Here is a 25,309-nt window from a genome sequence, read left to right as displayed (position 1 = left end):
CCCCAGGAATGTCCCCCGGACGTCCCGCCCGTACGCCGTTGTACGGGAGGTCTTATGGAGGGGGGCCGCCTTGTGGAAGGGGCCCCCTTGTGGAGGGGCCCCCTTGTGGAGGGGGCCGTCGGTCAGACCATCAGGGCCCGGTCCGTGGGCCGGATCGGCGCCGGCAGCTCGCTCGTGCCGGTCAGGTACCGGTCGACGCCGCGGGCGGCCGAGCGCCCCTCGGCGATGGCCCAGACGATCAGCGACTGTCCGCGGCCGGCGTCCCCGGCCACGAAGACGCCCGGCACATTGGTCTGGTACTCGGCGTCGCGGGCGATGTTGCCGCGCTCGTCGAGGTCCAGGGCGAACTGCTCGACGAGGCCGTTGTCCCGGTCGGTGCCGGTGAAGCCCATCGCGAGGGTGACCAGCTGGGCGGGGATCCGGCGCTCGGTGCCGGGCTGCTGGGTCAGCTTGCCGTCCGTGAACTCCACCTCGGTGAGGTGCAGCCACTGCACATTGCCGTCCTCGTCGCCCTCGAAGTGGGTGGTGGAGACGGAGTAGACCCGCTCGCCGCCCTCCTCGTGCGCGGAGGTGACCTTGTAGAGCATGGGGAAGGTCGGCCACGGCTGGGCGGTGGGGTGCCGGTCGTCGCCCGGGCGGGGCATGATCTCCAGCTGGGTCACCGAGGCCGCGCCCTGGCGGTGGGCGGTGCCCACGCAGTCGGCGCCGGTGTCGCCGCCGCCGATGACGACGACGTGCTTGCCCTCGGCCGTGAGGGGCGGCGCCACATAGTCGCCCTCCTGGACCTTGTTGGCCAGCGGCAGATACTCCATGGCCTGGTGGATGCCCTTCAGCTCCCGGCCGGGCACCGGCAGCTCGCGGGCGGTGGTGGCGCCGACGGCCAGCACCACGGCGTCGTACCGCTTCTTCAGGTTGGTGCCCGACAGGTCGCGGCCGACCTCGACGCCGGTGCGGAACCGGGTGCCCTCCGCGCGCATCTGCTCGATACGGCGGTTGATGTGCCGCTTCTCCATCTTGAACTCGGGGATGCCGTAGCGGAGCAGGCCGCCGATGCGGTCGGCGCGCTCGTAGACGGCGACGGTGTGGCCGGCCCGGGTGAGCTGCTGGGCGGCGGCCAGGCCCGCGGGGCCGGAGCCGACGACGGCGACCGTCTTGCCGGAGAGGCGCTCCGGGATCTGCGGGGCGACGTCCCCGGTCTCCCACGCCTTGTCGATGATGGAGACCTCGACGTTCTTGATGGTGACGGCCGGCTGGTTGATGCCGAGGACGCACGCCGACTCGCAGGGGGCCGGGCAGAGGCGGCCGGTGAACTCCGGGAAGTTGTTCGTCGCGTGCAGGCGCTCGGAGGCCGCCGCCCAGTCCTCGCGGTAGGCGTAGTCGTTCCACTCGGGGATCAGGTTCCCGAGCGGACAGCCGTTGTGGCAGAACGGGATGCCGCAGTCCATGCAGCGGCCGGCCTGCTTGCTGATGATCGGCAGCAGGGAGCCGGGGACGTAGACCTCGTTCCAGTCCCGCAGGCGGACGTCGACCGGGCGGGAGGTGGCGACCTCGCGGCCGTGGGTGAGGAAGCCCTTCGGGTCAGCCATTGATCGCCGCCTCCATCATCTTCTCGGTGATCTCGGTCTCGGAGAGACCGGCTCGCTCGGCGGCGTCCTTGGCGGCGAGCACTGCCTTGTAGGTGCTGGGGATGATCTTGGTGAAGCGGGCGGCGGCGGCCGGCCAGTCGGCGAGCAGCTTCGCGGCGACCGTGGAGGCGGTCTCCTCGGCGTGGCGGCGCACCACGTCGTGCAGCCAGTTGCGGTCCTCGTCCGCGAGGTCCTCGATCGCGCCGAGGTTGCCGGTGTTGACGTTGTCCCGGTCGAGGTCGATGACGTACGCGATGCCGCCGGACATGCCCGCCGCGAAGTTGCGCCCGGTCTCGCCGAGGACCACGGCGTGGCCGCCGGTCATGTATTCGCAGCCGTGGTCGCCGACGCCCTCGGAGACCACGAGCGCGCCGGAGTTGCGGACGCAGAAGCGTTCGCCGACCTTGCCGCGCAGGAAGAGTTCGCCGCCGGTGGCGCCGTAGGCGAGGGTGTTGCCCGCGATGGTGGAGTACTCGGCGAGGTGGTCGGCGCCCCGGTCGGGGCGGACGACGACTCGGCCGCCGGACAGGCCCTTGCCGACGTAGTCGTTGGCGTCGCCCTCCAGGCGCAGGGTGACGCCGCGCGGCAGGAAGGCGCCGAAGGACTGGCCGGCGCTGCCGGTGAAGGTGATGTCGACGGTGTCGTCGGGGAGCCCCGCGCCGCCGAACTTCTTGGTCACCTCATGGCCGAGCATGGTGCCGACCGTGCGGTTGATGTTGCGGATGGCGACCTGGGCGCGCACCGGCTGGGCGTCGGCCGCGGAGTCGGCGGCGAGGGCGTCGGCGGCGAGCTTGATCAGTTCGTTGTCGAGGGCCTTGGCGAGGCCGTGGTCCTGCTCGACGATCTGGTGGCGGGCGGCGCCCGCGGGCAGCTCGGGGACGTGGAACAGCGGCGCCAGGTTCAGGCCCTGGGCCTTCCAGTGGTCGATGGCGCGGGTGACGTCGAGGGCCTCGGCGTGGCCGACGGCCTCCTCGATGGAGCGGAAGCCCAGTTCGGCGAGGAGTTCGCGGACCTCTTCGGCGATGAACCGGAAGAAGTTCACGACGTACTCGGCCTTGCCGGCGAACCGCTCGCGCAGCACCGGGTTCTGGGTGGCGATGCCGACCGGGCAGGTGTCCAGGTGACAGACGCGCATCATGACGCAGCCGGAGACGACGAGGGGCGCGGTGGCGAAGCCGAACTCCTCGGCGCCCAGGAGCGCGGCGATGACGACGTCCCGGCCGGTCTTGAGCTGGCCGTCGGTCTGGACGACGATCCGGTCCCGCAGGCCGTTGAGCAGCAGGGTCTGCTGGGTCTCGGCGAGCCCGAGTTCCCAGGGGCCGCCCGCGTGCTTGAGGGAGGTGAGCGGGGAGGCGCCGGTGCCGCCGTCGTGGCCGGAGATCAGTACGACGTCGGCGTGCGCCTTGGAGACCCCGGCGGCGACGGTGCCGACGCCGACCTCGGAGACCAGCTTGACGTGGATGCGCGCCTTCGGGTTGGCGTTCTTCAGGTCGTGGATGAGCTGGGCGAGGTCTTCGATGGAGTAGATGTCGTGGTGCGGGGGCGGGGAGATCAGGCCCACGCCGGGGGTGGAGTGGCGGGTCTTGGCGACCCACGGGTAGACCTTGTGGCCGGGCAGCTGGCCGCCCTCGCCGGGCTTGGCGCCCTGGGCCATCTTGATCTGGATGTCGTCGGCGTTGACGAGGTATTCGCTGGTCACGCCGAAGCGGCCGGAGGCGACCTGCTTGATGCTGGAGCGGCGCGCGGGGTCGTACAGGCGCTCCGCGTCCTCGCCGCCCTCGCCGGTGTTGGACTTGCCACCGAGCTGGTTCATGGCGATGGCGAGGGTCTCGTGGGCCTCGCGGGAGATGGAGCCGTAGGACATGGCGCCGGTGGAGAACCGCTTGACGATCTCGGAGACCGGTTCGACCTCGTCCACCGGGATGGCGTCGCGGCCGGACGTGAAGCCGAAGAGGCCGCGCAGCGTCATCAGCCGCTCGGACTGCTCGTTCACGCGCTCGGTGTACTTCTTGAAGATGTCGTAGCGGCCGGTACGGGTGGAGTGCTGGAGCCGGAAGACGGTGTCCGGGTCGAACAGGTGCGGCTCGCCCTCGCGGCGCCACTGGTACTCGCCGCCGATGTCCAGCGCGCGGTGTGCGGGGGCGATGCCGGAGGCCGGGTAGGCCTTGGCGTGCCGGGCGGCGACCTCCTTGGCGATGACGTCGATGCCGACGCCGCCGATCTTGGAGGCGGTGCCGTTGAAGTATTTCTCGACGAAGGCCGCGTCCAGTCCGACGGCCTCGAAGACCTGGGCGCCGCGGTAGGAGGCGACGGTGGAGATGCCCATCTTGGACATCACCTTCAGGACGCCCTTGCCGAGGGCGTAGATCAGGTGGCGGATGGCCTGCTCGGGTTCGGCGCCGGGCAGGAAGGTGCCGGCCCGGACCAGGTCCTCGACGGATTCCATGGCGAGGTACGGGTTGACGGCGGCGGCGCCGTAGCCGATGAGCAGGGCGGCGTGGTGGACCTCGCGGACATCGCCGGCCTCGACCAGCAGGCCCACGTGGGTGCGCTGCTTGGTGCGGATGAGGTGGTGGTGGACGGCCGCGGTGAGCAGCAGCGAGGGGATCGGGGCGTGCTCGGCGTCGGAGTGCCGGTCGGAGAGGACGATCAGGCGGGCGCCGTTGTCGATGGCGGCGTCCGCTTCGGCGTAGATCTCCTCGATCCGGGCGGCGAGGGCGTCGCCGCCGCCGTGCACCCGGTAGAGGCCGGACAGGGTCGCGGCCTTGAAGCCGGGCATGTCGCCGTCGGCGTTGATGTGGATGAGCTTGGCCAGCTCGTCGTTGTCGATCACCGGGAAGGACAGGGTGACCGTACGGCAGGAGGCGGAGGTGAGGTCCAGGAGGTTCGCGGAGGGGCCCAGCGGGGAGCGCAGCGAGGTGACCAGTTCCTCGCGGATGGCGTCCAGCGGCGGGTTGGTGACCTGTGCGAACAGCTGGGTGAAGTAGTCGAAGAGGAGCCGGGGGCGGTCGGAGAGCGCGGCGATCGGCGAGTCGGTGCCCATGGAGCCGATCGGCTCGGCGCCGGTCCTGGCCATCGGGGCGACGATGACGCGCAGTTCCTCCTCGGTGTAGCCGAAGGTCTGCTGGCGCCGGGTGACGGAGGCGTGGGTGTGCACGATGTGCTCGCGCTCGGGCAGGTCGGCCAGTTCGATCTCGCCGGCCTCCAGCCAGTCCGCGTAGGGCTGGTCGGCGGCGAGGCCCGCCTTGATCTCGTCGTCCTCGATGATGCGGTGTTCGGCGGTGTCGACGAGGAACATCCGGCCCGGCTGGAGGCGGCCCTTGCGGACCACCTTGGCGGGGTCGATGTCGAGGACGCCGACCTCGGAGCCGAGGACGACGAGGCCGTCGTCGGTGACCCAGTAGCGGCCGGGGCGCAGTCCGTTGCGGTCCAGGACGGCGCCGACCTGGGTGCCGTCGGTGAAGGTGACGCAGGCCGGGCCGTCCCAGGGCTCCATGAGGGTGGCGTGGAACTGGTAGAAGGCGCGCCGGGCCGGGTCCATGGAGTCGTGGTTCTCCCAGGCCTCCGGGATCATCATCAGCACGGAGTGCGGCAGCGAACGGCCGCCGAGGTGGAGCAGTTCCAGGACCTCGTCGAAGGACGCGGAGTCGGAGGCGGCGGGGGTGCAGACCGGGAAGATCCGCTCCAGGTCGCGCTCCCCGAACAGGTCGGACACCAGCTGGGACTCGCGGGCGCGCATCCAGTTGCGATTGCCCATGACGGTGTTGATCTCACCGTTGTGGGCGACGAACCGGTACGGGTGGGCCAGCGGCCACGACGGGAAGGTGTTGGTGGAGAACCGGGAGTGGACGAGCGCGATCGCGGAGGTGAAGCGCCGGTCGGACAGGTCCGGGAAGAAAGGTTCCAGCTGGCCGGTGGTCAGCATGCCCTTGTAGACGATCGTCCGCGCGGACAGCGACGGGAAGTACACGGCGGCCTCGCGCTCGGCGCGCTTGCGCAGCACGAACGCCTTGCGGTCCAGGTCGATGCCGGTGGAGACGCCGTCGGCGACGAAGAGCTGCCGGAAGACGGGCATCGTCGAACGGGCGGTGGCGCCGAGCAGCTGGGGGGCGACGGGGACGTCGCGCCAGCCCAGGACGGTCAGGCCCTCGTCGGCGGCGATCGTCTCGATATGTGAGACGGCTGCGTCGCCGGAGCCCTCGGGCAGGAAGGCGATCCCGACGGCGTAGGCACCGGCCGTGGGCAGCTGGAATTCGGCCACCTCGCGGAAGAACGCGTCCGGCACCTGGGAGAGGATCCCGGCGCCGTCGCCGGAGTCCGGCTCGGAGCCGGTGGCACCGCGGTGCTCCAGGTTCCGCAGCACCGTCAGGCCCTGTTCCACCAGCGTATGGCTGGCCTCGCCGGTCAGGGTGGCCACGAAACCGACGCCGCACGCGTCGCGCTCATTCCGGGGGTCGTACATACCCTGCGCGGCAGGGCGAGCATCCATGAAGGACCAGTTCTGGCCAGTCGTGGAGTGCTGGGACGGCTGGTGCGGCGTACGCATCGGCTCTCCCGTCGTCGTCATGTGGCTTGGGGGTTCCCATCAGGCTTTTTCGGCGCTGGGGAAGTGCCGAGGGACGACGTTGGCCCTCTGCGAGAGTGCAAAATTTCGTGCAGGTTACATGATGGGACGGCTCTCGGGAACCGGATAGACCATTCCAGCATGCGGACGTCGCGGCGGTTTCGCGACATCGGACACCGCGCTCGGCGGCGGAAGTTCATGGGGGGCCGGTCAGACAGATCGATGTCCGTCGGCCCGAGAGGAGAAGGAGGGGCGTGCGTCGTCGCCAGCCCCACCGGCACACAGCAGGCTTCATTGCCTACAGCGCTTACGGCTCATGCCCAATGGTTAATCGCTCGAAACCAGCGAGTAACGGCTGCTTATGCGGTCCCGCGCATAAGTTCCAGCCGCGTTACCCTACAGCGATTCCGAACAGGCTGCCCAGGGCGTACGTCACACCGGCCGCCGCCCCGCCCAGCGCGAGCTGCCGCAGCCCGCTGTACCACCAGGTCCGCGCGGTCACCTTGGACACCACCGCCCCACAGGCGAACAGCCCCGCCAGCGCCAGCAGCACGGCCGGCCACAGCACGGTGGCACCCAGCAGATACGGCAGTACGGGCAGCAGCGCGCCCAGCGCGAACGAGCCGAAGCTGGACACGGCGGCGACCAGCGGCGAGGGCAGATCGCCGGGGTCCACCCCCAGTTCTTCGCGGGCGTGAATCTCCAGCGCCAGCTCGGGGTCGCGCGACAGCTGCCGGGCGACCTCGCCCGCCAGGCCCGGCTCGACGCCCCGCGCCTCGTACAGCGCGGCCAGCTCGTCCTCCTCGGCCTGCGGGTGCTTGCGCAGCTGACGCCGCTCGACCTCCAGCTCGGCCTCGACCAGCTCGCGCTGCGAGGCGACCGAGGTGTACTCACCGGCGGCCATGGAGAAGGCGCCGGCGGCCAGTCCCGCGAGCCCGGTCAGCACGATGGCCTGCTGGCCGACCGCGCCACCGGCGACACCGGTCATCAGGGCGAGGTTGGAGACCAGCCCGTCCATGGCCCCGAACACCGCCGGCCGCAGCCAGCCGCCGTTCACATCGCGGTGGGTGTGGTTGTCCCGGTGTGCCTCGTGGAGTGTCGCCTCGGTCTCGATGATGGCCATGACCGGTCCCTCACAAACGCCCCTGACAGGCTTCTCTAGACGAATGACAGGCTTCTTCAGACGGCTTCTTAGACGAATTCCATTTCTCGACAGAAGCCAGACTACGCGCCGAACCCACCCCTCGCCAGCAAGGAAAGCATGCCCTAACCTGCGGCTTTACCACTCCCGCTCATCCGATTCATAAGCCGCTCACATGTCGACCGGGTGATGCTGAGGGTCGGGAGGCTTGCGGCGGCGGACGCACCGGGGACAGTTCCGCAAATGGGTTCCGGTTTCCGTGAGCCCTGAGAGGAGAGTCCGCCATGGCATCGATCGCCTGCGTTCCCTCGGTCCCGGCCCCCGGGGACGCCGCCGGACTCCGTGAGCGGGCGCGCGGCGCACTGCTCGGACTGGCTGTCGGAGACGCCCTCGGCGCCCCCGCGGAGAACCTGAAGCCCTCCGAGATCCGGGCCCGCTGGGGCCGTATCACCGGGTACGTCGTCGACCGCCCCGCCGGTACCGACGACACCGAGTACGCGATCTTCTCCGGTCTGCTGCTCGCCCGGCACGGCTCCGCGCTCACCGCCGCCCATGTGGAGGCGGCCTGGCACGCCTGGATCGCGGACCGCGCGGAGGGCCCGTTCCGCGGCGCCGGTTTCAGCGAGCGCGGCACCCTGGAGAACCTCCGCCGGGGCCTGGCCGCCCCCATCTCCGCGCAGCACCGGCACGCCTGGAGCGACGGGCTCGCGATGCGGGCGGCGCCCTTCGGTGTCTTCGCCGCGGGCCGCCCCGCCGAGGCGGCCCGGCTGGTCGCCATCGACGGCGCCGTCAGCCACGAGGGCGAGGGCATCTACGGGGGCCAGGCGGTGGCGGCCGGGGTCGCCGCGGCCATGGCGGGCGCCCCCGTCATCGCCGTGGTCGCCGCCGCGCTCGCCGTGATCCCCGACGACTCCTGGACCGCGCGTTCCCTGCGGCGGGCGGTGACGGTCGCCCACCGCGGCGAACGCGCCGTCCGCTCCGCCGTCGTCATCGGCGGCTACCCCTGGACCGACCTCGCCCCCGAGGCCGTCGCCCTCGCCTTCGGCGCGTACGCGGCGGCCGACGGCGACTTCCGCGAGGCGGTCCTGACCGCCGTCAACATGGGCCGCGACGCCGACACCACGGCAGCGGTCGCGGGCGCGCTGGCGGGCGCCACCCAGGGCCTGTCGGCGATCCCCCCCGACTGGGCGAAGGCCATCGCCCCGGCCCGCGGCAGCTGCCTGCCGTCGATGGCGGGCCACCACGTACTGGAGGTGGCGGACCTGCTGACGCCGGAGACCCAAGGACACGACCGCGCGGTTCCCGTCGAAGCGGAGGTGGTGGCATGACCCCGCCGGCGCCGTGGCACGAGGCAACGAACGGAATCAACGGCACGAACGGCACGACGGTCCCGTACCCACAGCCGGAACGAACGGCAGACCCACAGCCGCAACGAACGGCAGACCCACAGCCGGAACGAACGGCGGGCCCGGACACGGAACGGACAGCCGCCGACGGCGGGAGTCCCCCACCGGGGCCACCCGCACCCGACGACGAAAGCCGCACGGGCGGTGCGGGTGGGAAACACCTGGCCGAAGGCGAAGCCGAGGCCACCGACACCCCGACGGAGCCGCCCGACACCCCCGCCGAGCCGACCCGCACCCCGGCGGAGCCCACCCACACCCCGGCGCAGCCGAGCCGCACCCCGGCGGAGCCCACCCGCACCCCGGCGCAGCCGAACCGCACCCCGACGCAGCCAACCCGCCCCCCGGCGGAGCCAACCCGCAAGATCGAGGGCCTCCTCCTCGGCCTAGCCGCAGGCGACGCCGCGGGCTGGCCCGCCGCCCGCCACCGCGCCGCCCGCATGCCCGAATGGACCCGCCGCCTCACCCGCGAACTCGACACCTTCGCCGAACACAACGCGACGACCACCCTCCCCGTCCCCATCGCCCTCAACCAGCCCCCCGAACCCCTCCGCCTGGGCCCCTCCGACGACGCCGAATGGGCCGCCTTCGCCGCCGAGGCGGTCCTGCGCGCCGGCGACGACACGGTCCTCGGCGACCTCAGCCGGGCCCGCCGCATGCGCGCCGCGATCGACCTCACCTGGAACGCGATCGCCAGCGAGGTCGCCGCGGCAGCGGACCGCGCCCCCGAGGTCGAGTCCGCCGTACTCCCCCTGCGCGCCCGCATCTCCGTCCGCGCCGGCCTCGGCAACCTCGCCGCCGGCCTGCGACCCCCGGCCACCGGCCACGACAACCCGCACTACTTCGACGACGCCGCCTGCATCCGCGCCTGCGTCCTGGCGGTGGCCCACCCCGGCGACCCCGAACTCGCCGCCGACCTCGCCGAGTTCGACGCCCGCTACACCCAGGACGGCGACGGAGTCCACGGCGCCCGCGCGATGGCCGCCGCCCTCTCCCTCGCCCTGACCGGCGCGGACGTCGACACCTGCGTACGCGCCGCCCTCGCCGAACTCCCCGCGGCGACCGAGATCGGCCGCAACGCCCGCCACGCCCTCGACCTCGCCCGCACCGCCGACGACGCCTTCACCCTGGTCCCCCTCCTGGAACACCAGATCGTCGACCACGTCTACAGCTACGGCATCGCCGCCGCCGAGACCGTCCCGGTCGCCCTCGCCCTGGCCACCGCCGCCCGGGGGAGGATCGCCGCCGCCATCCCGGCCGCCGCCTGCCTGTCCCGCGTCGCCGACTCCGCGCCCGCGCTCGCCGGGGCGCTCACCGGCGCGCTCGGCGGCGGCGCCGCGATCCCGGCGTCCTGGCGCGACACCTGCCGCACCCTCTCCGGCTGCGCCCTCCCCCGCCTCACCGGCACCGACCTCGTAGAACTCGCCGAACTCCTGGAAGCGGTACAACCGCCCCCGCCAGGAGGATGATTCGGGGCATGACGCCCAAAGAATCCGAAAGCCAGAGCCCGCTCCTCTCGGATCGCATCACCGCCGCCCTGGTGGGCGCCGCCGTCGGCGACGCCCTCGGCGGCCCCGTCGAGGGCTACACCCCCGAGCAGATCCTGGACCGCCACGGCGGCCGGATCCACGGCGTCGTCGGCCCCTGGAACGGCGACGCCTGGCGCACGGCCCGCCCCATCGCCCCGTACCACAAGGGCGACGGCCACATCACCGACGACACCTTGATGACCCATGCGCTGGTACGGGTCTACGCCCGCGTCCGCGACCACCTCGACGCGTACGCGATCGCCGACCACCTGGTCCCGGACCTGATGACCACCCCCCGCTGGATCCCGGAACTGGAAGCCGAGGCCCTCCCCCTGCAACGCGTCTTCCTCGCGGAGAAATGGCTGGTGGCCCGGCTCCACTACGGCCATGTCGACCCACGCGAGGCGGGCGTCGGCAACATCGTCAACTGCGGTGCCGCGATGTACATGGCACCGGTCGGCCTGGTCAACGCGGCGAACCCGCACGGCGCGTACACCGAGGCCCTGGACATCGCGGGCGCCCACCAGTCGTCGTACGGCCGTGAGGCGGCGGCCGTGTTCGCGGCGGCGGTGGCGGCGGCCTGCGTGCCGGGCGCGAGTCCGGACTCGGTGATCACCACCTGTCTCTCCCTCGCGAAGGACGGCACGCGGGCGGCGATCGAGGCGGTCTGCGAAGAGGCGTCACGCCACCAGGACACCGAGTCGGCCCTTACTCCCCTACGCCAGGCGGTCACCCCCTACGACACGGTCGGCCCCGACTACCGCGCCCCCTCCCTCGGCGCCCGCCGCCCGTCCCGTCTGCACACCATCGAGGAACTCCCCATCGCCCTGGGCATGCTGCTGGTCGCGTCCGGCGACTACCGCCGGGCCGTCCTCGGCTCGGTGAACTACGGCCGCGACTGCGACTCCATCGCCACCATGGCCGGCGCGCTGGCGGGCGCCCTCGGCTCCCCGGTCCCCGAGGACTGGGCGAAGACCGTCGCCGAGGCCAGCCGCCTGGACCTGTGGGAACCGGCCCGCACGCTCACCGAGGTGACCCGCCACATCTTCCAGCAGGACGTACTGCGGCGGCGTACCCATGAGCAGTCGTTCACCGCGCTGGGAGGCACCGCATGCTCCGCGTGACCTGGGTCCAGCCGGAGGACCTGATCGGCCATGAACTCCACCAGGCGACCCAGGACGGCCGCGAGCCCTCGAAGATCGCCGCACGCTGGCGCGCGGCGGGCGGCCCCCCACCCCCCACCCGAGCAGGCGCCTCCCCCACCCCGTCCACCCGCTACCTACGCCTCCTGGCCACCGACCTCCTGGACGAACTGGCAGACCTCCCCAGCACCCTGGACGAGCCAACGAACCTGGAAGCCATCCGCCTCAGCTGCGGGCAGTCGTGCCGCTGGGGCGATGGGGGTCCCCCCGCGCGAGCGAAGCCGAGCGTGGGGGAGGGTGGGCGCAGCGGCACCCCGCAAGCGCGGGCGAGCGAAATCCCCCCGACCTCAACCCCCACCCACCGCACCCGCCTACACGCAGCCTGGCTGGGCCGAGCAGCCGGCTGCCTCCTGGGCAAACCGGTCGAGAAACTCCCCCTCACCGCCATCCGCCAACTGGCGAAATCCACCGGCAACTGGCCCCTCACCACCTACTTCACCGCAAGGGGCGTCCCCCAGGCCCTCCTCGCCGAACACCCCTGGAACCGCCGCTCCGCCCCCACCTCCCTCGCCGAGAACATCGACGGCATGCCCGAGGACGACGACCTCAACTACCCCCTCCTCAACCTCCTCCTGCTGCAACGCCACGGCAAAACCTTCACCACCACCGACGTAGCCCGCCTCTGGCTGGACGAACTCCCCGCCGGCCGCACCTTCACCGCCGAACGCGTCGCCTACCGCAACCTCCTCACCGGCATCGAACCCCCGCACACCGCCCGCCACCGCAACCCCTTCCGCGAATGGATCGGCGCCCTGATCCGCGCCGACGTGCACGGCTGGACCAACCCCGGCGCCCCCGAGTCCGCCGCCGCCCAGGCCCACCGCGACGCCACCCTCACCCACACCGCGAACGGCGTGTACGCGGCCATGTTCACCGCCGCCACCATCGCGACCGCCGCCACCGGCACCGCCGACATCCACACCAGTCTGCGCACCGGCCTGACGGTGATCCCACCCCGCTCCCGGCTGGCCGAATCCGTCACCCACGCGATCCGACTGGCAAAGACCCACGACGACTTCGACACGGTCGTGGACGAACTCCACACCCGCCACGCCCCCTACCACTGGGTGCACGCCATCCCCAACACCGCCCTGATCGCCGCCGCCCTCACCCACGCCGACGGCGACTTCACCGGCTCCATCGGCCGCGTGGTCTCCGGCGGCTGGGACACCGACTCCAACGGCGCCACCGCCGGCGGCATCGCCGCCCTGCTGGCCGGTTCCCCCACCGCGCTCCCCGACCGCTGGACCGCCCCCCTCAAGAACCGCCTCGCCACCTCCATCGCCGACTTCAACGGCACCGGCTTCGACACCCTGGCCGACCTCACGGCCGACCTCTCCCGCTAGGAGACGCCCCACCCATGTCCCCCACACCCCCCACCACCCCCACCCCCCTCACCGGCCTCCGCGTCCTCGACCTCGCCACCCTCTTCGCCGGTCCCCTCGCCGCCACCCTCCTCGGCGACTTCGGAGCCGAGGTCATCAAGGTCGAGCACCCCACCACACCCGACCCGTCACGCGGCCACGGCCCCTCGAAGGACGGCATCGGCCTGTGGTGGAAGTTCCTCGGCCGCAACAAACACACGATCACCCTCGATCTCTCCCGCCCCGGCGGCCGTCGCACCCTGCTGCGCCTGGCCGCCTCCGCCGATGTGATCATCGAGAACTTCCGCCCCGGCACCCTGGAGAAATGGGACCTGGGCTGGCCGGAGCTGTCGGCCGCCAACCCCCGTCTGGTCCTCACCCGCGTCACCGGCTTCGGCCAGTTCGGCCCCTACGCCCACCGCCCCGGCTTCGGCACCCTCGCCGAGGCCATGAGCGGCTTCGCGGCGATCACCGGCGAACCCGACGCGCCCCCGACCCTCCCGCCGTTCGGCCTCGCCGACTCCATCACCGGCCTGGCCACCGCGTACGCGGTGCTGACCGCGCTCGCCGCCCGCGACCGCACCGGACAGGGCCAGGTCGTGGACATGGCCCTGATCGAGCCGATCCTGACCGTCCTGGGCCCGCACCCCACCTGGTACGACCAGCTCGGCCACGTCCAGCCGCGCACCGGCAACCGCTCCGCGAACAACGCCCCGCGCAACACCTACCGCACCGCCGACGGCACCTGGGTCGCCGTCTCCACCTCCGCCCAGTCGGTCGCCGAGCGCGTGATGCGGCTGGTCGGCCGCCCGGATCTGATCGACGAGCCCTGGTTCGCCACGGGCGCCGACCGGGCCCGCCACGCCGACCTCCTGGACGAGGCCGTCGGCTCCTGGATCGCCGCCCGCCCCCGCTCGGAGGTCCTCGCCGCCTTCGAGAAGGCGGAGGCGGCCATCGCCCCCATCCAGGACGTACGGGATGTGATGACCGACCCGCAGTACGCGGCCCTCCACACCATCACCACCGTCGACGACCCCGACCTCGGCCCCCTGCGCATGCAGAACGTCCTCTTCCGCCTCTCGCAGACCCCCGGCGCCATCCGCTGGGCGGGCCGCCCGCACGGCGCCGACACCGACACCGTCCTCACCGACCTGGGCCTGACCCCGTCCGACCTCACCGCCCTACGCGCAGAGGGCGCCGTATGACCCCCGGGATCCCTGAGATCCCCGACATCCCTGAACCCCCCGTACCCCCGCTGACCTGGCTGTACGTTCCCGGCGACCGCCCGGAGAGAGTCGCCAAGGCCCTCGCCTGCGGCGCCGACGTGGTGGTGATCGACCTGGAGGACGCGGTCGCGCCCGACCGCAAGGAGTACGCCAGGGCCGCCACCGCCGACCTGCTGGCCGACCCGCCGCCGGTCCCGGTGCACGTCCGGGTGAACGCCCTCGACGGCCCCTGGGCCGCCCTGGACCTCAAGACCCTCGCCGCCCTTCCCGGCCTCGCGGCCCTGCGGCTGCCGAAGGTGACCGCACCGGCCCAGCTCGTCCGGATCGCCGGGACCACCGCCGCCGAAGGGCGGACCCCGCCCCTCCATCCCCTCCTGGAATCGGCCCTAGGCATCGAACACGCCTACGCCATCGCCACCGCCCACCCGGCGGTGGCGGGCCTCGCCCTGGGCGAGGCGGACCTCCGCGCCGACCTCGGAGTCCGCGACGACAGCGCTCTCGACTGGCCCCGCTCCCGGGTCGTCGTGGCGGCCAGGGCAGCCGCCCTGCCACCCCCGCCCCAGTCGGTCCACCCCGACACCCGCGACCTGACCGGCCTGGCCGCCACCTGCGCCCACGGCCGCGCCCTCGGTTTCCTGGGCCGCGCCGCCATCCACCCCCGCCAGCTCCCGGTCATCGCCCGCGCCTATCTCCCCACCCCCGAGGAGATCGAACAGGCGGAGGCGATCGCCGCGGCGGCGGCCCGCCGGAAGGGCGCCCAGTCGCTCCCCGACGGCACCTTCATCGACCCGGCGGTCACGGCCCAGGCCCACCGCACCCTGTCCCTGGCCCACCGCCGCTAGCCCACCCGCCCGCACACAACGAAGGGCGCCCCGGAATCCCGGGGCGCCCTGACCGTCGTAGAACCTGCCGTCAGCTCTTCTTCAGCGGATCGCCGGGGGCATCGGCGGCGACCTCTTCCCTGCCGTCGGACCCCGCCGGAGCACTTTCCGAGTCATCCTTCGAGGCATTCTTGGACGCGTCCTCGGAAGCCTTGTCCTCCGGATCCTTGCCCTCGGCGTCGCTCTCCCCGATGGCGGTCTGCCCGGCATCACCGGGCCCGTCGCCGTCGGACGCGCCGGGCTCGACGATCTCCTCCCGGCCCGGCCGCTTCTTCGCCGAGACGACGATGTAGACCACCGCGAGGATGAACACCACCAGCGCGGTCCAGTTGTTCAGCCGCAGGCCGAGGATGTGGTGGGCGTCGTCGACGCGCAGGTACTCGATCCAGAAGCGGCCCGCGCAGTACGCGGCGACATACAGGGCGAAGGCCCGGCCGTGGCCCAGCTTGAAGCGCCGGTCGGCCCAGATGACCAGCACGGCGACGCCGATGCACCACAGGGACTCGTACAGGAACGTCGGCTGGTAGTAGCCGGGGACCCGGCCGTCCGCCGAGGACGTGATGTGCAGCGCCCACGGGAGATCGCTCTCGCGTCCGTACAGCTCCTGGTTGAACCAGTTGCCCCAGCGGCCGATGGCCTGGGCGAGGGCGATCCCGGGGGCGACTGCGTCGGCGTAGGCGGGCAGCGGGATGCCCCTGCGGCGGCAGCCGATCCAGGCGCCGACCGCGCCGAGCGCGATCGCGCCCCAGATACCGAGGCCACCCTCCCAGATCTTGAAGGCGTCGACCCAGTCACGGCCCTCGCTGAAATACAGCTCGTAGTCCGTGATCACGTGGTAGAGCCGGCCGCCGATCAGGCCGAACGGGACCGCCCAGACCGCGATGTCGGCCACGGTGCCGGCCCGGCCGCCGCGGGCGATCCAGCGCCGGTTACCGAGCCAGACGGCCACGAAGACACCGGCGATGATGCAGAGCGCGTAGCCGCGCAGCGGAATGGGGCCGAGATACAGCACTCCGCGCGACGGGCTGGGAATGTAGGCAATTTCCATGGCAAGGACGACGCTACCGTGCCGGACGGGCCGCACGGCAAGCCGCCCCGGCTACGGGTGCATAACAGGCGGGCGCCCGGCCCGGCCGCCCGCCGCCGGATCAGCCCTTGTCGGCCTCCTGCACCAGCTGCTTCAGCTTGGCCGGGGTCATGCTCTGGTCCTGGTAGATGTTGGTGCCGTTGAGCAGGACGGTCGGGGTGCCGGTGAAGCCGCCGCTGCTGAAGGCGGCGTTGGACTTGTCCACCCAGGCGTCGTGCGTGCCGTCCTGGACGCAGGTGCGGAAGGCCGGGGTGTCGAGGCCGTCGACCTTCCCGGCCAGCTCGATCAGCTTGCCGTTGTCGGCGAAGGCGTCATCGGTCTCGGGCGGCTGATTGTCGAACAGCACATCGTGGTACGCGGTGAACTTGCCGGTGTCCTGGGCGCAGGCGGCGGCGTTGGCGGCCTTGCGGGAGCCGGTGCCGCCCATGTTGCCGTCGATGATCGTCGCCAGGTGGTACTCGACCTTGAGCTGGCCTGCGGCCGTCAGCTCGTGGATGGTCTGGCGGTAGGTCGTCTCGAAGGACTTGCAGGCCGGGCAGCGGAAGTCCTCCCAGACGGTGAGCGTCGACTTGGCGCTCTGCTCGCCGACCGGGATGGCCAGGCCGTCCTCGCCCTGGGCGCCGGAGGGGGCGACCACCGGGCCCGCGCTGCCGCCGGTGTCCTTTCCCGCGTTGGCGGCGACCACGCCGATCACCGCCGCCAGGCCCAGCACACAGACCACGCTCGCACCGACGATCAGGGTGCGCCTGCGCCGGTCCACGGCCTTCTGCTTCTCACGCTCCACCGCCAGCCGCTCACGGGCGGTGCGCTTTCCGTCACGGTTCTTCTCGCTCACACCCCGGAAACGAACCGGGGAGGCGCCCAGCGCCTCCCCGGCCCCAGGTCCACCCGTTCGAGTGACCTGGCACGAATCCGACAGGAATGAGACAGGGATCTGGCAGGAAATGTCCCGCTGTCCCCTGCCGGTCAGGCGGCCGGGGCAACCCCAGGGAGGGCGCAGCCCCAGGGCCGACTCCGGCGGCCCTACACCTGCCCGCGCACGCCCTTCGCCAGTTCCCCGGCGAGTTCCCGGACCGCCGCGATGGCGGCCGGGTGGTCCGGCGCGTCCAGCATCCGCTTGACGAAGGCCGAGCCGACGATCACACCGTCGGCGAAGCCCGCCACCTCGGCGGCCTGGGCCGCGTCGGAGACGCCGAGCCCGACACAGACCGGCAGGTCGGTGGTGGCGCGGGTGCGCCCGACCAGGGTCTCGGCCTGGGCGCCCACGGACGCGCGGGTGCCGGTGACGCCCATCAGCGAGGCGGCGTAGACGAAGCCGCTGCCCGCCGCGGTGATCTCGGCGAGCCGCGCGTCCTTGCTGCTGGGCGCGACGACGAAGACGGTCGCCAGGCCGTGCTTCGCGGCGTGCTCGCGCCACAGCGCGGACTCCTGGACCGGCAGATCGGGCAGGATGCAGCCCGCGCCGCCCGCCTCGGCCAGCTCCGCGGTGAACCGCTCGACGCCGTAGCGGTCGATCGGGTTCCAGTACGTCATGACGAGGATCGGCTTTCCGGTGGCCCGGTGGGCCTCGCGGACCGTGCGCATCACGTCGGCGATCCGCACCCCGCCGCGCAGGGCGATGTCGTCGGCGGTCTGGATGACCGGGCCGTCGAGCACCGGGTCGCTGTGCGGCAGCCCGACCTCCACGACATCGGCGCCGCCGTCGAGCACGGCCCGGATCGCCTCGATACCGCCGTCCACGGTCGGGAACCCGGCCGGGAGATAGGCGATCAGCGCGGACCGGCCCTCCGCCCTCGCGGCGGCGAGGGCGTCCGTCAGCAACTGGATGTTCCCGCTGCTCCCACTGCTCCCGCTCACTTGGCGTCCCCCTCGATCTCGGCGGTGTCGGCGGCGTCCGCGGCCACCTCGGCGTCGGCGTCGGTGTCGTACAGGCCGAAGTAGCGGGCGGCGGTGTCCATGTCCTTGTCGCCGCGCCCGGACAGATTGACCACGATCAGGCTGCCCTTGCCCAGCTCCCTGCCGACCTCCAGGGCCCCGGCGAGCGCGTGCGCGCTCTCGATGGCCGGGATGATGCCCTCGGTCCGCGACAGCAGGCGCAGCGCCTGCATGGCCGCGTCGTCGGTGACCGCGCGGTACTCGCCGCGTCCGCTGTCGCGCAGGTAGGAGTGCTCCGGGCCGACGCCCGGGTAGTCCAGTCCGGCCGAGATCGAGTACGGCTCGGTGATCTGGCCCTCGTCGTCCTGGAGGACGTACGAGCGTGAACCGTGCAGGATGCCGGGCTCCCCGGCGGTGAGGGTGGCCGCGTGCTCGCCGGTGTCGACGCCGTGCCCGGCGGGCTCGCAGCCGATGAGGCGGACGCCCGCGTCGGGGATGAAGGCGTGGAAGAGGCCGATGGCGTTGGAGCCGCCGCCGACGCAGGCGATGGCGGCGTCCGGGAGCCGTCCGGCGCGCTCCAGGAGCTGGCGGCGGGCCTCGACGCCGATGACCCGGTGGAAGTCGCGGACCATGGCGGGGAAGGGGTGCGGGCCGGCCACCGTACCGAAGAGGTAGTGGGTGTGGTCGACATTGGCGACCCAGTCCCGGAACGCCTCGTTGATGGCGTCCTTGAGGGTGCGGCTGCCGGACTTCACGGAGATGACCTCGGCGCCGAGCATCCGCATCCGGGCGACGTTCAGGGCCTGGCGCTGGGTGTCGATCTCGCCCATGTAGATGGTGCAGTCGAGGCCGAACAGGGCGCAGGCGGTGGCCGTGGCGACGCCGTGCTGTCCGGCGCCGGTCTCGGCGATCACCCGGGTCTTGCCCATCCGCCGGGTGAGCAGGGCCTGGCCGAGGACGTTGTTGATCTTGTGGGATCCGGTGTGGTTGAGGTCCTCGCGCTTGAGGTAGACGGTCGCGCCACCGGCGTGTTCGGCGAACCTGGGTACTTCGGTGAGCGCCGACGGACGGCCGGTGTAGTTGACCAGCAGGTCGTCCAGCTCGCTGGCGAACTCGGGGTCGTGCTTGGCCTTGTCGAACTCGACGGCGACCTCGTCCACGGCGGCGACGAGGGCCTCCGGGATGAATGTGCCGCCGAAGGCGCCGAAGTAGCCCTCGGCGCTGGGGAGGTGACCCTCCGGGTCAGGGATGAAGTAGTCGCTGGGCATGCCAGTACCTCACGGTGAGTGTGTGGGAAATGCGCTAGTCGCCGTGGGGGCGGGTCCGCGAAGTGGCGTCGTCCGCCCGCGGGGGGGGCGGGGCGGGGCTCGCGACATCCGGTGCCGTGCGCCGCGAGGCGCAGAGCCTCAGCGGGAACGCGGTGCCAGGTGTCGCCGGCCGGACGGGACTTCACGGACGCGCCCCTGAGGGGCGCGCTGCCATCGGCGGCCGTTCACCTGGCCCGGCTCGTCACCGATGACGTACCGCACCCTGCGGCCGTGGACCCGCCTCGCCGGGGCACGGCAGCCCCTGGGGCGGCAGCCGCGCGCGAGGCGCGCGTGCCGGTCCACGGTGGTCACGGTGAGAGTCATCGGGCGTCAGCCTACCGGGGGTCAGCCCCGGCCATGGCGCAGTGCCGGGTGTTCGCCCGCCGCGACCAGGTCGGCCACGGCGGACTTGGGGTCGCGGCCGGTGACCAGGGACTCGCCGACCAGGACGGCGTCGGCGCCGTCGTTGGCGTAGGCGATCAGGTCGTGCGGGCCGCGGACGCCGGACTCGGCGATCTTGACCAGGCCGGCCGGGATCTCGGGGGCGACGCGCGCGAAGGTGCCGCGGTCGACGTCCAGGGTCTTGAGATTGCGCGCGTTGACACCGATGACCTTGGCGCCCGCGTCGACCGCCCGCTCGACCTCGTCCTCGTCGTGGACCTCGACGAGCGGGGTGAGCCCGATGGACTCGGCGCGCTCGATCAGCGACTCCAGGGCGGGCTGGTCCAGGGCGGCGACGATCAGCAGCGCGAGGTCGGCGCCGTACGCGCGGGCCTCCCACAGCTGGTACGAGGTGACGATGAAGTCCTTGCGCAGCACGGGGATGCCCACGCGCGCGCGGACCGCCTCCAGGTCGGCCAGGGAACCGCCGAAGCGGCGCTGTTCGGTGAGGACGGAGATGACGGCCGCGCCGCCCGCCTCGTAGTCGGCGGCCAGTCCCGCCGGGTCGGCGATCGCGGCGAGCGCGCCCTTGGAGGGGCTGGAGCGCTTGACCTCGCAGATGACCTTGACGCCTTCGCCCCGGAGCGCGGCGATGCCGTCCCGGGCGGCGGGAGCCTTCGCCGCGCGCTCCTTCAGCTCGTCGAGGCTGACGCGCGCCTGCCGCTCCGCGAGGTCGGCACGGACTCCGTCGATGATCTCGTCGAGCACACTCACGCGAGCGGCCCCCTTCCAGACGGTTCGGCTTCGGTCCTCGCCCTGCGGGCCGCTGCGGCCCGGGGGCGGAAACCGGTGGTCATAGCGATGGTATCCGCAGGAAGGCGTAGGCCCCGAATCAGGTTGACGCCGGTCCCACTACCTGGACGGACAGTAAATGATCAAGGATGCAACCAGCCACCGAAGGGCAAGTTCCGGACAACCGTGAAAACCAGCAGCGCGGCGCCCGCCGCCCACAGCCAGGCCGGATGCGGGTCGACGCGCATCGGCCGCCCGCGCGCCGCGCGAACCACCCAGACGGTCCATACGACGGCGAAGAACGCGTAGCCGACGACCGCGGCGGCGTTCGCCTGGAAGGCGGCGGCGAGATCGCCGTGCGCGACGGCGTAGGCACTGCGCAGACCGCCGCAGCCGGGGCAGTAGATGCCGGTGTACTGGAGCAGCGGGCAGGCGGGGTAGTGGCCGGGCTCGTTGGGGTCGACGGCACCGACATAGGCGAAGGCGGCACCCAGGGCCACGATCACCCCGACGGGGGTGGCCAGCCGCCGGGCCACGGAGGCGGAGGCGGGGGCGGCTGCGACACCGGGGGCGGGGGCGGGGGCGGGATTCACGCGCGGGCTGTCGGCGGTCACGCCTCGCATTGTGCCGCGCGGGGCGGCGGGACGCCCCCCTGAGGGGGTGGGGGTGGAGGGCGCTCGTGGGGGCGGCGATGTCCTTGGCAGGTGAGCGGGGGTCGGCCGTGACGCCTCAGGGGCGCGGGGAACTGCGCGACCAGCCACCGACTACCCGCACCCGGCCAACCACCTCCGCCAGCCCCCACGCCGTACGAGGCGTGTCGTACGACGGCGTGTCGTACGGCGGGTCAGCTCTCCGCAGGAACCGGCTCGCGGGTCACGGCGGGCCGCTTGGCAGGCGCGGCGGCCTGCACCATCTTCAGCGGCTTCTTCTTCGGCAGGCCCAGGCCCATCGCGCTCATGATGCCGCCGACCGCGCCGCCGAGGAGGGTGATCGCCATGCCGGCCCAGAAGCCGAGCGGGTTGTCGGCCACCATGAAGACGCCCGCCACGCAGAACCCGATGAACACGATGCCGGCACCCGTCCATGCGGCCGGGGTGTGACCGTGGCTGCTGTCCGCCATTGCTTTGCTCCTCTTTGCTGTGCGCGTGGGCTGTGTGCGTGTCGAGCGGGACGCTCTGGCTCCATTGTCCCGTACCCGCGCGCGTGCCGGACGCGGGGGTCGGCCCGGATCGTGTCCCGTTCGCCACATCGGGACCTGCGGCCCGGGACGAAGGTCCCTAGGGTTTGTCGCCGCCCGTGGGGTCCTCGCCGCGGTCCAGGGCCTTCCAGAGGTCCTCGGGGCGGTCGGGGTCGAGGGGGGCGGGGGCCCGGCGGGGGGTGCGGGCGGTGCCGGCGCGCTCGTAGCGGCCGGACATGGCGGGCCAGAAACGGCCGTAGCGCAGGGCGAGGAGTCCGGCCAGCAGGATGAGGGCACCGCCGACAGCGGCGACGTAGGGCCACGCGGTGTGGCTGAGGGAGTCGACGGTGGCGGCGGTGTCGCCGGACGCCTGGGCCGCCTTCTCGTCGAGGGCGGCGCTGTCGGAGGCGCCCAGCAGCGCGGCGGCGAGGGTGCCGGCGCCGGACAGGGCGAGCAGGGCGGCGACCGCGTAGCGCCCGGAGCGGCGGACGGCGAAGACGGCGACCATGGCGGCGAGTCCCACTATGGCCAGCGCCGCGGGCACGCCCGTGACATCGCTGCCGCTGGCGGTGAGCGGGAAGTCGCCGCCGGCCACGGTGGCGGTGCCCGCCGACCACTGCTGCCGGGTGGCCAGCAGCGCCACGGCCGCGCCGAGCGCGCCGAACATCAGGGCGAGGGCGAGGCTGAGCCGGCCGGCCCGGAGGGAGCCGACAGCCACGGTGCGGGGGTGAGGTACGGCAGTCACGTACTCCACTATCGCTTGCCTCCCCCGCCCCGTGTCACGCGGGGTTCACGTGAGAAGCGCCCTATTGTGCGAGCCGGTTCGCCGTATGGACCGCGCGGAGCACCGCCGCGGCCTTGTTGCGGCACTCCTGGTCCTCGGCGACCGGGTCGGAGTCGGCGACGATGCCGGCGCCCGCCTGGACGTAGGCGGTGCCCTCGCGGAGCAGGGCGGTGCGGATGGCGATGGCGGTGTCCGAGTCGCCCGCGAAGTCCAGGTAGCCCACGCAGCCGCCGTACAGGCCGCGCCGGGAGGGTTCGAGTTCGTCGATGATCTGCATGGCGCGGGGCTTGGGGGCGCCGGAGAGGGTGCCCGCGGGGAAGCAGGCGGTGAGCACGTCGAAGGCGCTGCGGCCGGCGGCGACCCGGCCGGTGACCGTGGAGACGATGTGCATGACGTGCGAGTAGCGCTCGACGGACATGAAGTCGACGACCTCGACGGAACCGGGCTCGCAGACCCGTCCCAGGTCGTTGCGGCCCAGGTCGACCAGCATCAGGTGCTCGGCGCGCTCCTTGGGGTCGGCGAGCAGTTCGTCGGCGAGGGCCTGGTCCTCCTGCGGGGTCGCGCCCCGGTGCCGGGTCCCGGCGATGGGGTGCACCATGGCCTGCCCGTCCTCGACCTTGACGAGCGCCTCGGGGCTGGAGCCGACGACATCGAAGCCGTCGAAGCGGAAGAGGTACATGTACGGCGACGGGTTCGTGGCGCGCAGGACCCGGTACACGTCCAGCGCGCTCGCCGTGCACGGCGTCTCGAAGCGCTGGGAGGGGACCACCTGGAACGCCTCTCCGGCCCGGATCCGCTCCTTGATGTCGTCGACGGCGTCCCGGAAGTCGGGGCCGCCCCACAGCGCGGTGTACTCGGGCAGCTCCGAGGGCGGCAGCACGGCGGGCGGCTGGGCGACCGCGCGGCCGAGGTCGGCCTCCATGGCGTCCAGCCGGGCCACCGCGTCGGCGTACGCCTCGTCCACGCCCGTGGCGAGGTCGTTGTGGTTGATCGCGTTGGCGATCAGCAGGACGGAGCCCTCCCAGTGGTCCATGACGGCGAGATCGCTGGTCAGCAGCATGGTCAGCTCGGGCAGCCGGAGGTCGTCGCGGTCGCCGGGGCCGATCTTCTCCAGGCGGCGCACGATGTCGTACCCGAGATAGCCGACCATGCCGCCGGTGAAGGGCGGCAGGCCGTCCTGGTGGGGGGTGTGCAGGGCCTCGATGGTGGCGCGCAGGGTGGCGAGCGGGTCGCCGTCGGCGGGGACGCCCGCGGGCGGTGTGCCCAGCCAGTGGGTGCGGCCCTCGCGCTCGGTGAGGGTGGCGGCGCTGCGGACGCCGACGAAGGAGTAGCGCGACCACTGGAACGCCGTCCGGCCGTTCTCCGCGGACTCCAGCAGGAAGGTGCCGGGGCGTTCGGCGGCGAGCTTGCGGTAGAGGGCGACCGGGGTGTCGCCGTCGGCCAGCAGCTTGCGGGTGACCGGGATGACCCGGCGGTCGGAGGCGAGCTTGCGGAACGTGTCGAGGTCCATGGCGGCCGACCCTACTGATCCGCGCCCGGTACGCCGGAACCGGCGCCGGTGCCGTCCTTGAGGAGGACGTCCGCGTCGAAGCAGGTCCGCGCGCCCGTGTGGCAGGCGGCGCCCACCTGGTCGACCTGGACCAGGACGGTGTCCGCGTCGCAGTCCAGGGCGACCGACCTCACCCACTGGAAGTGGCCGGAGGTGTCGCCCTTGACCCAGTACTCCTGGCGGCTGCGCGACCAGTAGGTGCAGCGGCCGGTGGTCAGGGTGCGGTGCAGCGCCTCGTCGTCCATCCAGCCCAGCATCAGCACCTCACCGGTGTCGTACTGCTGGGCGATGGCGGGCAGGAGCCCGTCCGCGCTGCGCTTGAGGCGGGCGGCGATCTCGGGGTCGAGGCCGCTGGGCCCGCTGGGGGACGGCGTACTGGTCATGCCAGCCATTGTGCCGCGCCCGCGCGGCGACCGAGGGTGCCTGTCCGGTGACCGGACACGGTGGGGTGGTCCCTGGGACGGTCCCGGGGACCGTGGGGTGTCGCGGGCGCGCGGGGCCACCCGCGCGCGGGCGTCCGCTGGGCGTTGTCGGTGCCCGGTCGTACGCTGAACGTATGTCGACCTTTGCCAAGCGTGAACGGCTTCTCCTCGCCGATCTCTTGGAGACCACCGGTCCGGACGCCCCCACTCTGTGCGAGGGCTGGACCACCCGTGATCTCGCCGCGCACGTGGTGGTGCGCGAGCGCCGCCCCGATGCCGCCGGCGGCATCCTCATCAAGCAGCTCGCGTCCCGCCTGGACAAGGTGACGGAGGAGTTCACGGCGAAGCCGTACGAGGAGCTGATCCAGCTCATCCGTACCGGTCCGCCGCGTTTCTCGCCGTTCTCCCTGAAGCAGATCGACGAGGCGTCGAACACCGTCGAGTTCTACGTCCACACCGAGGACGTCCGGCGCGCCCAGCCCGACTGGACCACCCGGGAGCTGGACACGGTGTTCCAGGACGCCCTGTGGTCCCGTCTGGAGCGCACGGCCCGGCTGATGGGCCGCACCGCCCCCACCGGCCTGGTGCTGCGCCGCCCCGACGGCCAGACCGCGATCGCCCACAAGGGCGCCCCGGTGGTCACCGCCACGGGCGAGCCCTCCGAGCTGCTCCTGTTCGTCTGTGGCCGCCAGGGCGCGGCCAGGGTGGCCCTGGAGGGCGAGGAGAGCGCCATCGCGAAATTGCGGGAGGCCAAACAGCTCGGGATCTGAGCGGCGGAGGCGGGAGGGCGCCCCACGCCGGACGACCCCGTACGACCTCTGGGGCGCACGCAGGGGGCTCCTCACGTCCCGTACGGCACGGGAGGGCACCTTCCACCCCGTACGCCCCCGGCCGCGCAAGCCGGGAGCACTTCACCCCGAACGACCCCTGGGGTGGGCGCAGGGGGCGCCTCAGCCTCACCTGCGCAGGGCCTCACCCAGGCATCCGCCCCCGGACAGCC

The 25,309-nt window shown here is 72.6% G+C and carries 21 protein-coding genes; 7 read left to right on the top strand and 14 right to left on the bottom strand.

All coding sequences use genetic code 11. The features are described from left to right. Positions 1-122: 122 nt before the first annotated feature. The 3 genes from ACFRFC_RS26920 to ACFRFC_RS26910 all read right to left on the bottom strand — a co-directional run bounded on the left by ACFRFC_RS26920 (position 123) and on the right by ACFRFC_RS26910 (position 7,312). A complete protein-coding gene (locus ACFRFC_RS26920; RefSeq protein WP_382688663.1) occupies positions 123-1,586 on the bottom strand; it encodes a glutamate synthase subunit beta in 1,464 nt (487 codons plus the stop codon). Next, entirely contained in the window at positions 1,579-6,171 is a 4,593-nt protein-coding gene (gltB, locus tag ACFRFC_RS26915) for a glutamate synthase large subunit (RefSeq protein WP_382688812.1), read from the bottom strand. Before gltB ends, ACFRFC_RS26920 begins: the two co-directional genes overlap by 8 nt. A gap of 409 nt (positions 6,172-6,580) precedes the next feature. Beyond that, a complete protein-coding gene (locus tag ACFRFC_RS26910; RefSeq protein WP_382688666.1) occupies positions 6,581-7,312 on the bottom strand; it encodes a VIT1/CCC1 transporter family protein in 732 nt (243 codons plus the stop codon). 302 nt (positions 7,313-7,614) lie between these two features. On the opposite strand from ACFRFC_RS26910, the gene ACFRFC_RS26905 reads away from it, so the two are divergent. The 6 genes from ACFRFC_RS26905 (at position 7,615) to ACFRFC_RS26880 (ending at position 14,896) form a co-directional block, all read left to right on the top strand. Next, a complete protein-coding gene (locus ACFRFC_RS26905; RefSeq protein ID WP_382688669.1) occupies positions 7,615-8,658 on the top strand; it encodes an ADP-ribosylglycohydrolase family protein in 1,044 nt (347 codons plus the stop codon). Positions 8,659-8,897: 239 nt separating this feature from the next. Further along, on the top strand, positions 8,898-10,202 hold the full coding sequence (locus ACFRFC_RS26900) for an ADP-ribosylglycohydrolase family protein (protein WP_382688815.1): 1,305 nt from the start codon (positions 8,898-8,900) through the stop codon (positions 10,200-10,202). 8 nt (positions 10,203-10,210) lie between these two features. Continuing rightward, a complete protein-coding gene (locus ACFRFC_RS26895; protein WP_382688672.1) occupies positions 10,211-11,386 on the top strand; it encodes an ADP-ribosylglycohydrolase family protein in 1,176 nt (391 codons plus the stop codon). Further along, complete coding sequence (locus tag ACFRFC_RS26890; RefSeq protein ID WP_382688674.1) at positions 11,374-12,810, top strand: ADP-ribosylglycohydrolase family protein; 1,437 nt, start codon at positions 11,374-11,376, stop codon at positions 12,808-12,810. Before ACFRFC_RS26895 ends, ACFRFC_RS26890 begins: the two co-directional genes overlap by 13 nt. A 14-nt stretch (positions 12,811-12,824) precedes the next feature. Beyond that, positions 12,825-14,033, top strand: coding sequence for a CaiB/BaiF CoA transferase family protein (locus ACFRFC_RS26885; protein ID WP_382688677.1), 1,209 nt, complete (start codon positions 12,825-12,827; stop codon positions 14,031-14,033). Then, a complete protein-coding gene (locus ACFRFC_RS26880) occupies positions 14,030-14,896 on the top strand; it encodes an HpcH/HpaI aldolase/citrate lyase family protein (RefSeq protein WP_382688679.1) in 867 nt (288 codons plus the stop codon). The genes ACFRFC_RS26885 and ACFRFC_RS26880 overlap by 4 nt, the downstream gene beginning before the upstream one ends. A 70-nt stretch (positions 14,897-14,966) precedes the next feature. Here the strand turns inward: ACFRFC_RS26880 and lgt are convergent, their stop codons facing one another. The 11 genes from lgt to hisI form a co-directional block, all read right to left on the bottom strand. After that, entirely contained in the window at positions 14,967-15,983 is a 1,017-nt protein-coding gene (gene lgt / locus ACFRFC_RS26875) for a prolipoprotein diacylglyceryl transferase (protein ID WP_382688681.1), read from the bottom strand. A gap of 100 nt (positions 15,984-16,083) precedes the next feature. After that, on the bottom strand, positions 16,084-16,857 hold the full coding sequence (locus tag ACFRFC_RS26870; RefSeq protein ID WP_382688682.1) for a DsbA family protein: 774 nt from the start codon (positions 16,855-16,857) through the stop codon (positions 16,084-16,086). A gap of 188 nt (positions 16,858-17,045) precedes the next feature. Beyond that, entirely contained in the window at positions 17,046-17,879 is an 834-nt protein-coding gene (gene trpA, locus ACFRFC_RS26865) for a tryptophan synthase subunit alpha (protein WP_382688684.1), read from the bottom strand. Beyond that, entirely contained in the window at positions 17,876-19,165 is a 1,290-nt protein-coding gene (gene trpB, locus ACFRFC_RS26860; protein ID WP_382688686.1) for a tryptophan synthase subunit beta, read from the bottom strand. Before trpB ends, trpA begins: the two co-directional genes overlap by 4 nt. A 138-nt stretch (positions 19,166-19,303) precedes the next feature. After that, complete coding sequence (gene trpM, locus ACFRFC_RS26855; RefSeq protein WP_382688688.1) at positions 19,304-19,528, bottom strand: tryptophan biosynthesis modulator TrpM; 225 nt, start codon at positions 19,526-19,528, stop codon at positions 19,304-19,306. A gap of 21 nt (positions 19,529-19,549) precedes the next feature. Then, a complete protein-coding gene (gene trpC, locus ACFRFC_RS26850; RefSeq protein ID WP_382688691.1) occupies positions 19,550-20,359 on the bottom strand; it encodes an indole-3-glycerol phosphate synthase TrpC in 810 nt (269 codons plus the stop codon). Between the two features lie 161 nt (positions 20,360-20,520). Continuing rightward, positions 20,521-21,000 (bottom strand): DUF2752 domain-containing protein, encoded by a 480-nt coding sequence (locus tag ACFRFC_RS26845; protein WP_382688694.1) that lies wholly within the window; start codon positions 20,998-21,000, stop codon positions 20,521-20,523. A 221-nt stretch (positions 21,001-21,221) separates the two neighbouring features. Next, entirely contained in the window at positions 21,222-21,497 is a 276-nt protein-coding gene (locus ACFRFC_RS26840; protein ID WP_382688697.1) for an HGxxPAAW family protein, read from the bottom strand. Between the two features lie 157 nt (positions 21,498-21,654). After that, a complete protein-coding gene (locus ACFRFC_RS26835) occupies positions 21,655-22,308 on the bottom strand; it encodes a TIGR02234 family membrane protein (protein ID WP_382688699.1) in 654 nt (217 codons plus the stop codon). Between the two features lie 52 nt (positions 22,309-22,360). Further along, entirely contained in the window at positions 22,361-23,848 is a 1,488-nt protein-coding gene (locus tag ACFRFC_RS26830) for an anthranilate synthase component I (protein WP_382688702.1), read from the bottom strand. A gap of 11 nt (positions 23,849-23,859) precedes the next feature. Then, a complete protein-coding gene (hisI, locus tag ACFRFC_RS26825; protein WP_382688704.1) occupies positions 23,860-24,270 on the bottom strand; it encodes a phosphoribosyl-AMP cyclohydrolase in 411 nt (136 codons plus the stop codon). A gap of 173 nt (positions 24,271-24,443) precedes the next feature. Here hisI and ACFRFC_RS26820 point away from each other — a divergent pair, with 173 nt between their 5' ends. Continuing rightward, positions 24,444-25,079: a TIGR03085 family metal-binding protein gene (locus ACFRFC_RS26820; RefSeq protein WP_382688706.1), complete on the top strand. Its 636-nt coding sequence runs from the start codon at positions 24,444-24,446 to the stop codon at positions 25,077-25,079. Positions 25,080-25,309: the final 230 nt, after the last annotated feature.

This window comes from Streptomyces sp. NPDC056734 (assembly GCF_042790455.1).
In the GTDB taxonomy this organism is placed as follows: Bacteria; Actinomycetota; Actinomycetes; order Streptomycetales; family Streptomycetaceae; genus Streptomyces.
This window is presented reverse-complemented; position numbering and strand designations above follow the sequence as displayed.

Bases quoted from the DNA above. Each gene is read 5' to 3' on its own strand.
- ACFRFC_RS26880 (WP_382688679.1), top strand. From the start codon at position 14,030: ATGACCCCCGGGATCCCTGAGATCCCCGACATCCCTGAACCCCCCGTA.
- ACFRFC_RS26840 (WP_382688697.1), bottom strand. From the start codon at position 21,497: ATGGCGGACAGCAGCCACGGTCACACCCCGGCCGCATGGACGGGTGCC.
- ACFRFC_RS26830 (WP_382688702.1), bottom strand. From the start codon at position 23,848: ATGGACCTCGACACGTTCCGCAAGCTCGCCTCCGACCGCCGGGTCATC.
- ACFRFC_RS26905 (WP_382688669.1), top strand. From the start codon at position 7,615: ATGGCATCGATCGCCTGCGTTCCCTCGGTCCCGGCCCCCGGGGACGCC.
- ACFRFC_RS26890 (WP_382688674.1), top strand. From the start codon at position 11,374: ATGCTCCGCGTGACCTGGGTCCAGCCGGAGGACCTGATCGGCCATGAA.
- ACFRFC_RS26920 (WP_382688663.1), bottom strand. From the start codon at position 1,586: ATGGCTGACCCGAAGGGCTTCCTCACCCACGGCCGCGAGGTCGCCACC.
- trpB (WP_382688686.1), bottom strand. From the start codon at position 19,165: ATGCCCAGCGACTACTTCATCCCTGACCCGGAGGGTCACCTCCCCAGC.
- ACFRFC_RS26895 (WP_382688672.1), top strand. From the start codon at position 10,211: ATGACGCCCAAAGAATCCGAAAGCCAGAGCCCGCTCCTCTCGGATCGC.
- hisI (WP_382688704.1), bottom strand. From the start codon at position 24,270: ATGACCAGTACGCCGTCCCCCAGCGGGCCCAGCGGCCTCGACCCCGAG.
- ACFRFC_RS26910 (WP_382688666.1), bottom strand. From the start codon at position 7,312: ATGGCCATCATCGAGACCGAGGCGACACTCCACGAGGCACACCGGGAC.
- ACFRFC_RS26820 (WP_382688706.1), top strand. From the start codon at position 24,444: ATGTCGACCTTTGCCAAGCGTGAACGGCTTCTCCTCGCCGATCTCTTG.
- gltB (WP_382688812.1), bottom strand. From the start codon at position 6,171: ATGCGTACGCCGCACCAGCCGTCCCAGCACTCCACGACTGGCCAGAAC.
- ACFRFC_RS26845 (WP_382688694.1), bottom strand. From the start codon at position 21,000: ATGCGAGGCGTGACCGCCGACAGCCCGCGCGTGAATCCCGCCCCCGCC.
- trpM (WP_382688688.1), bottom strand. From the start codon at position 19,528: ATGACTCTCACCGTGACCACCGTGGACCGGCACGCGCGCCTCGCGCGC.
- ACFRFC_RS26885 (WP_382688677.1), top strand. From the start codon at position 12,825: ATGTCCCCCACACCCCCCACCACCCCCACCCCCCTCACCGGCCTCCGC.
- lgt (WP_382688681.1), bottom strand. From the start codon at position 15,983: ATGGAAATTGCCTACATTCCCAGCCCGTCGCGCGGAGTGCTGTATCTC.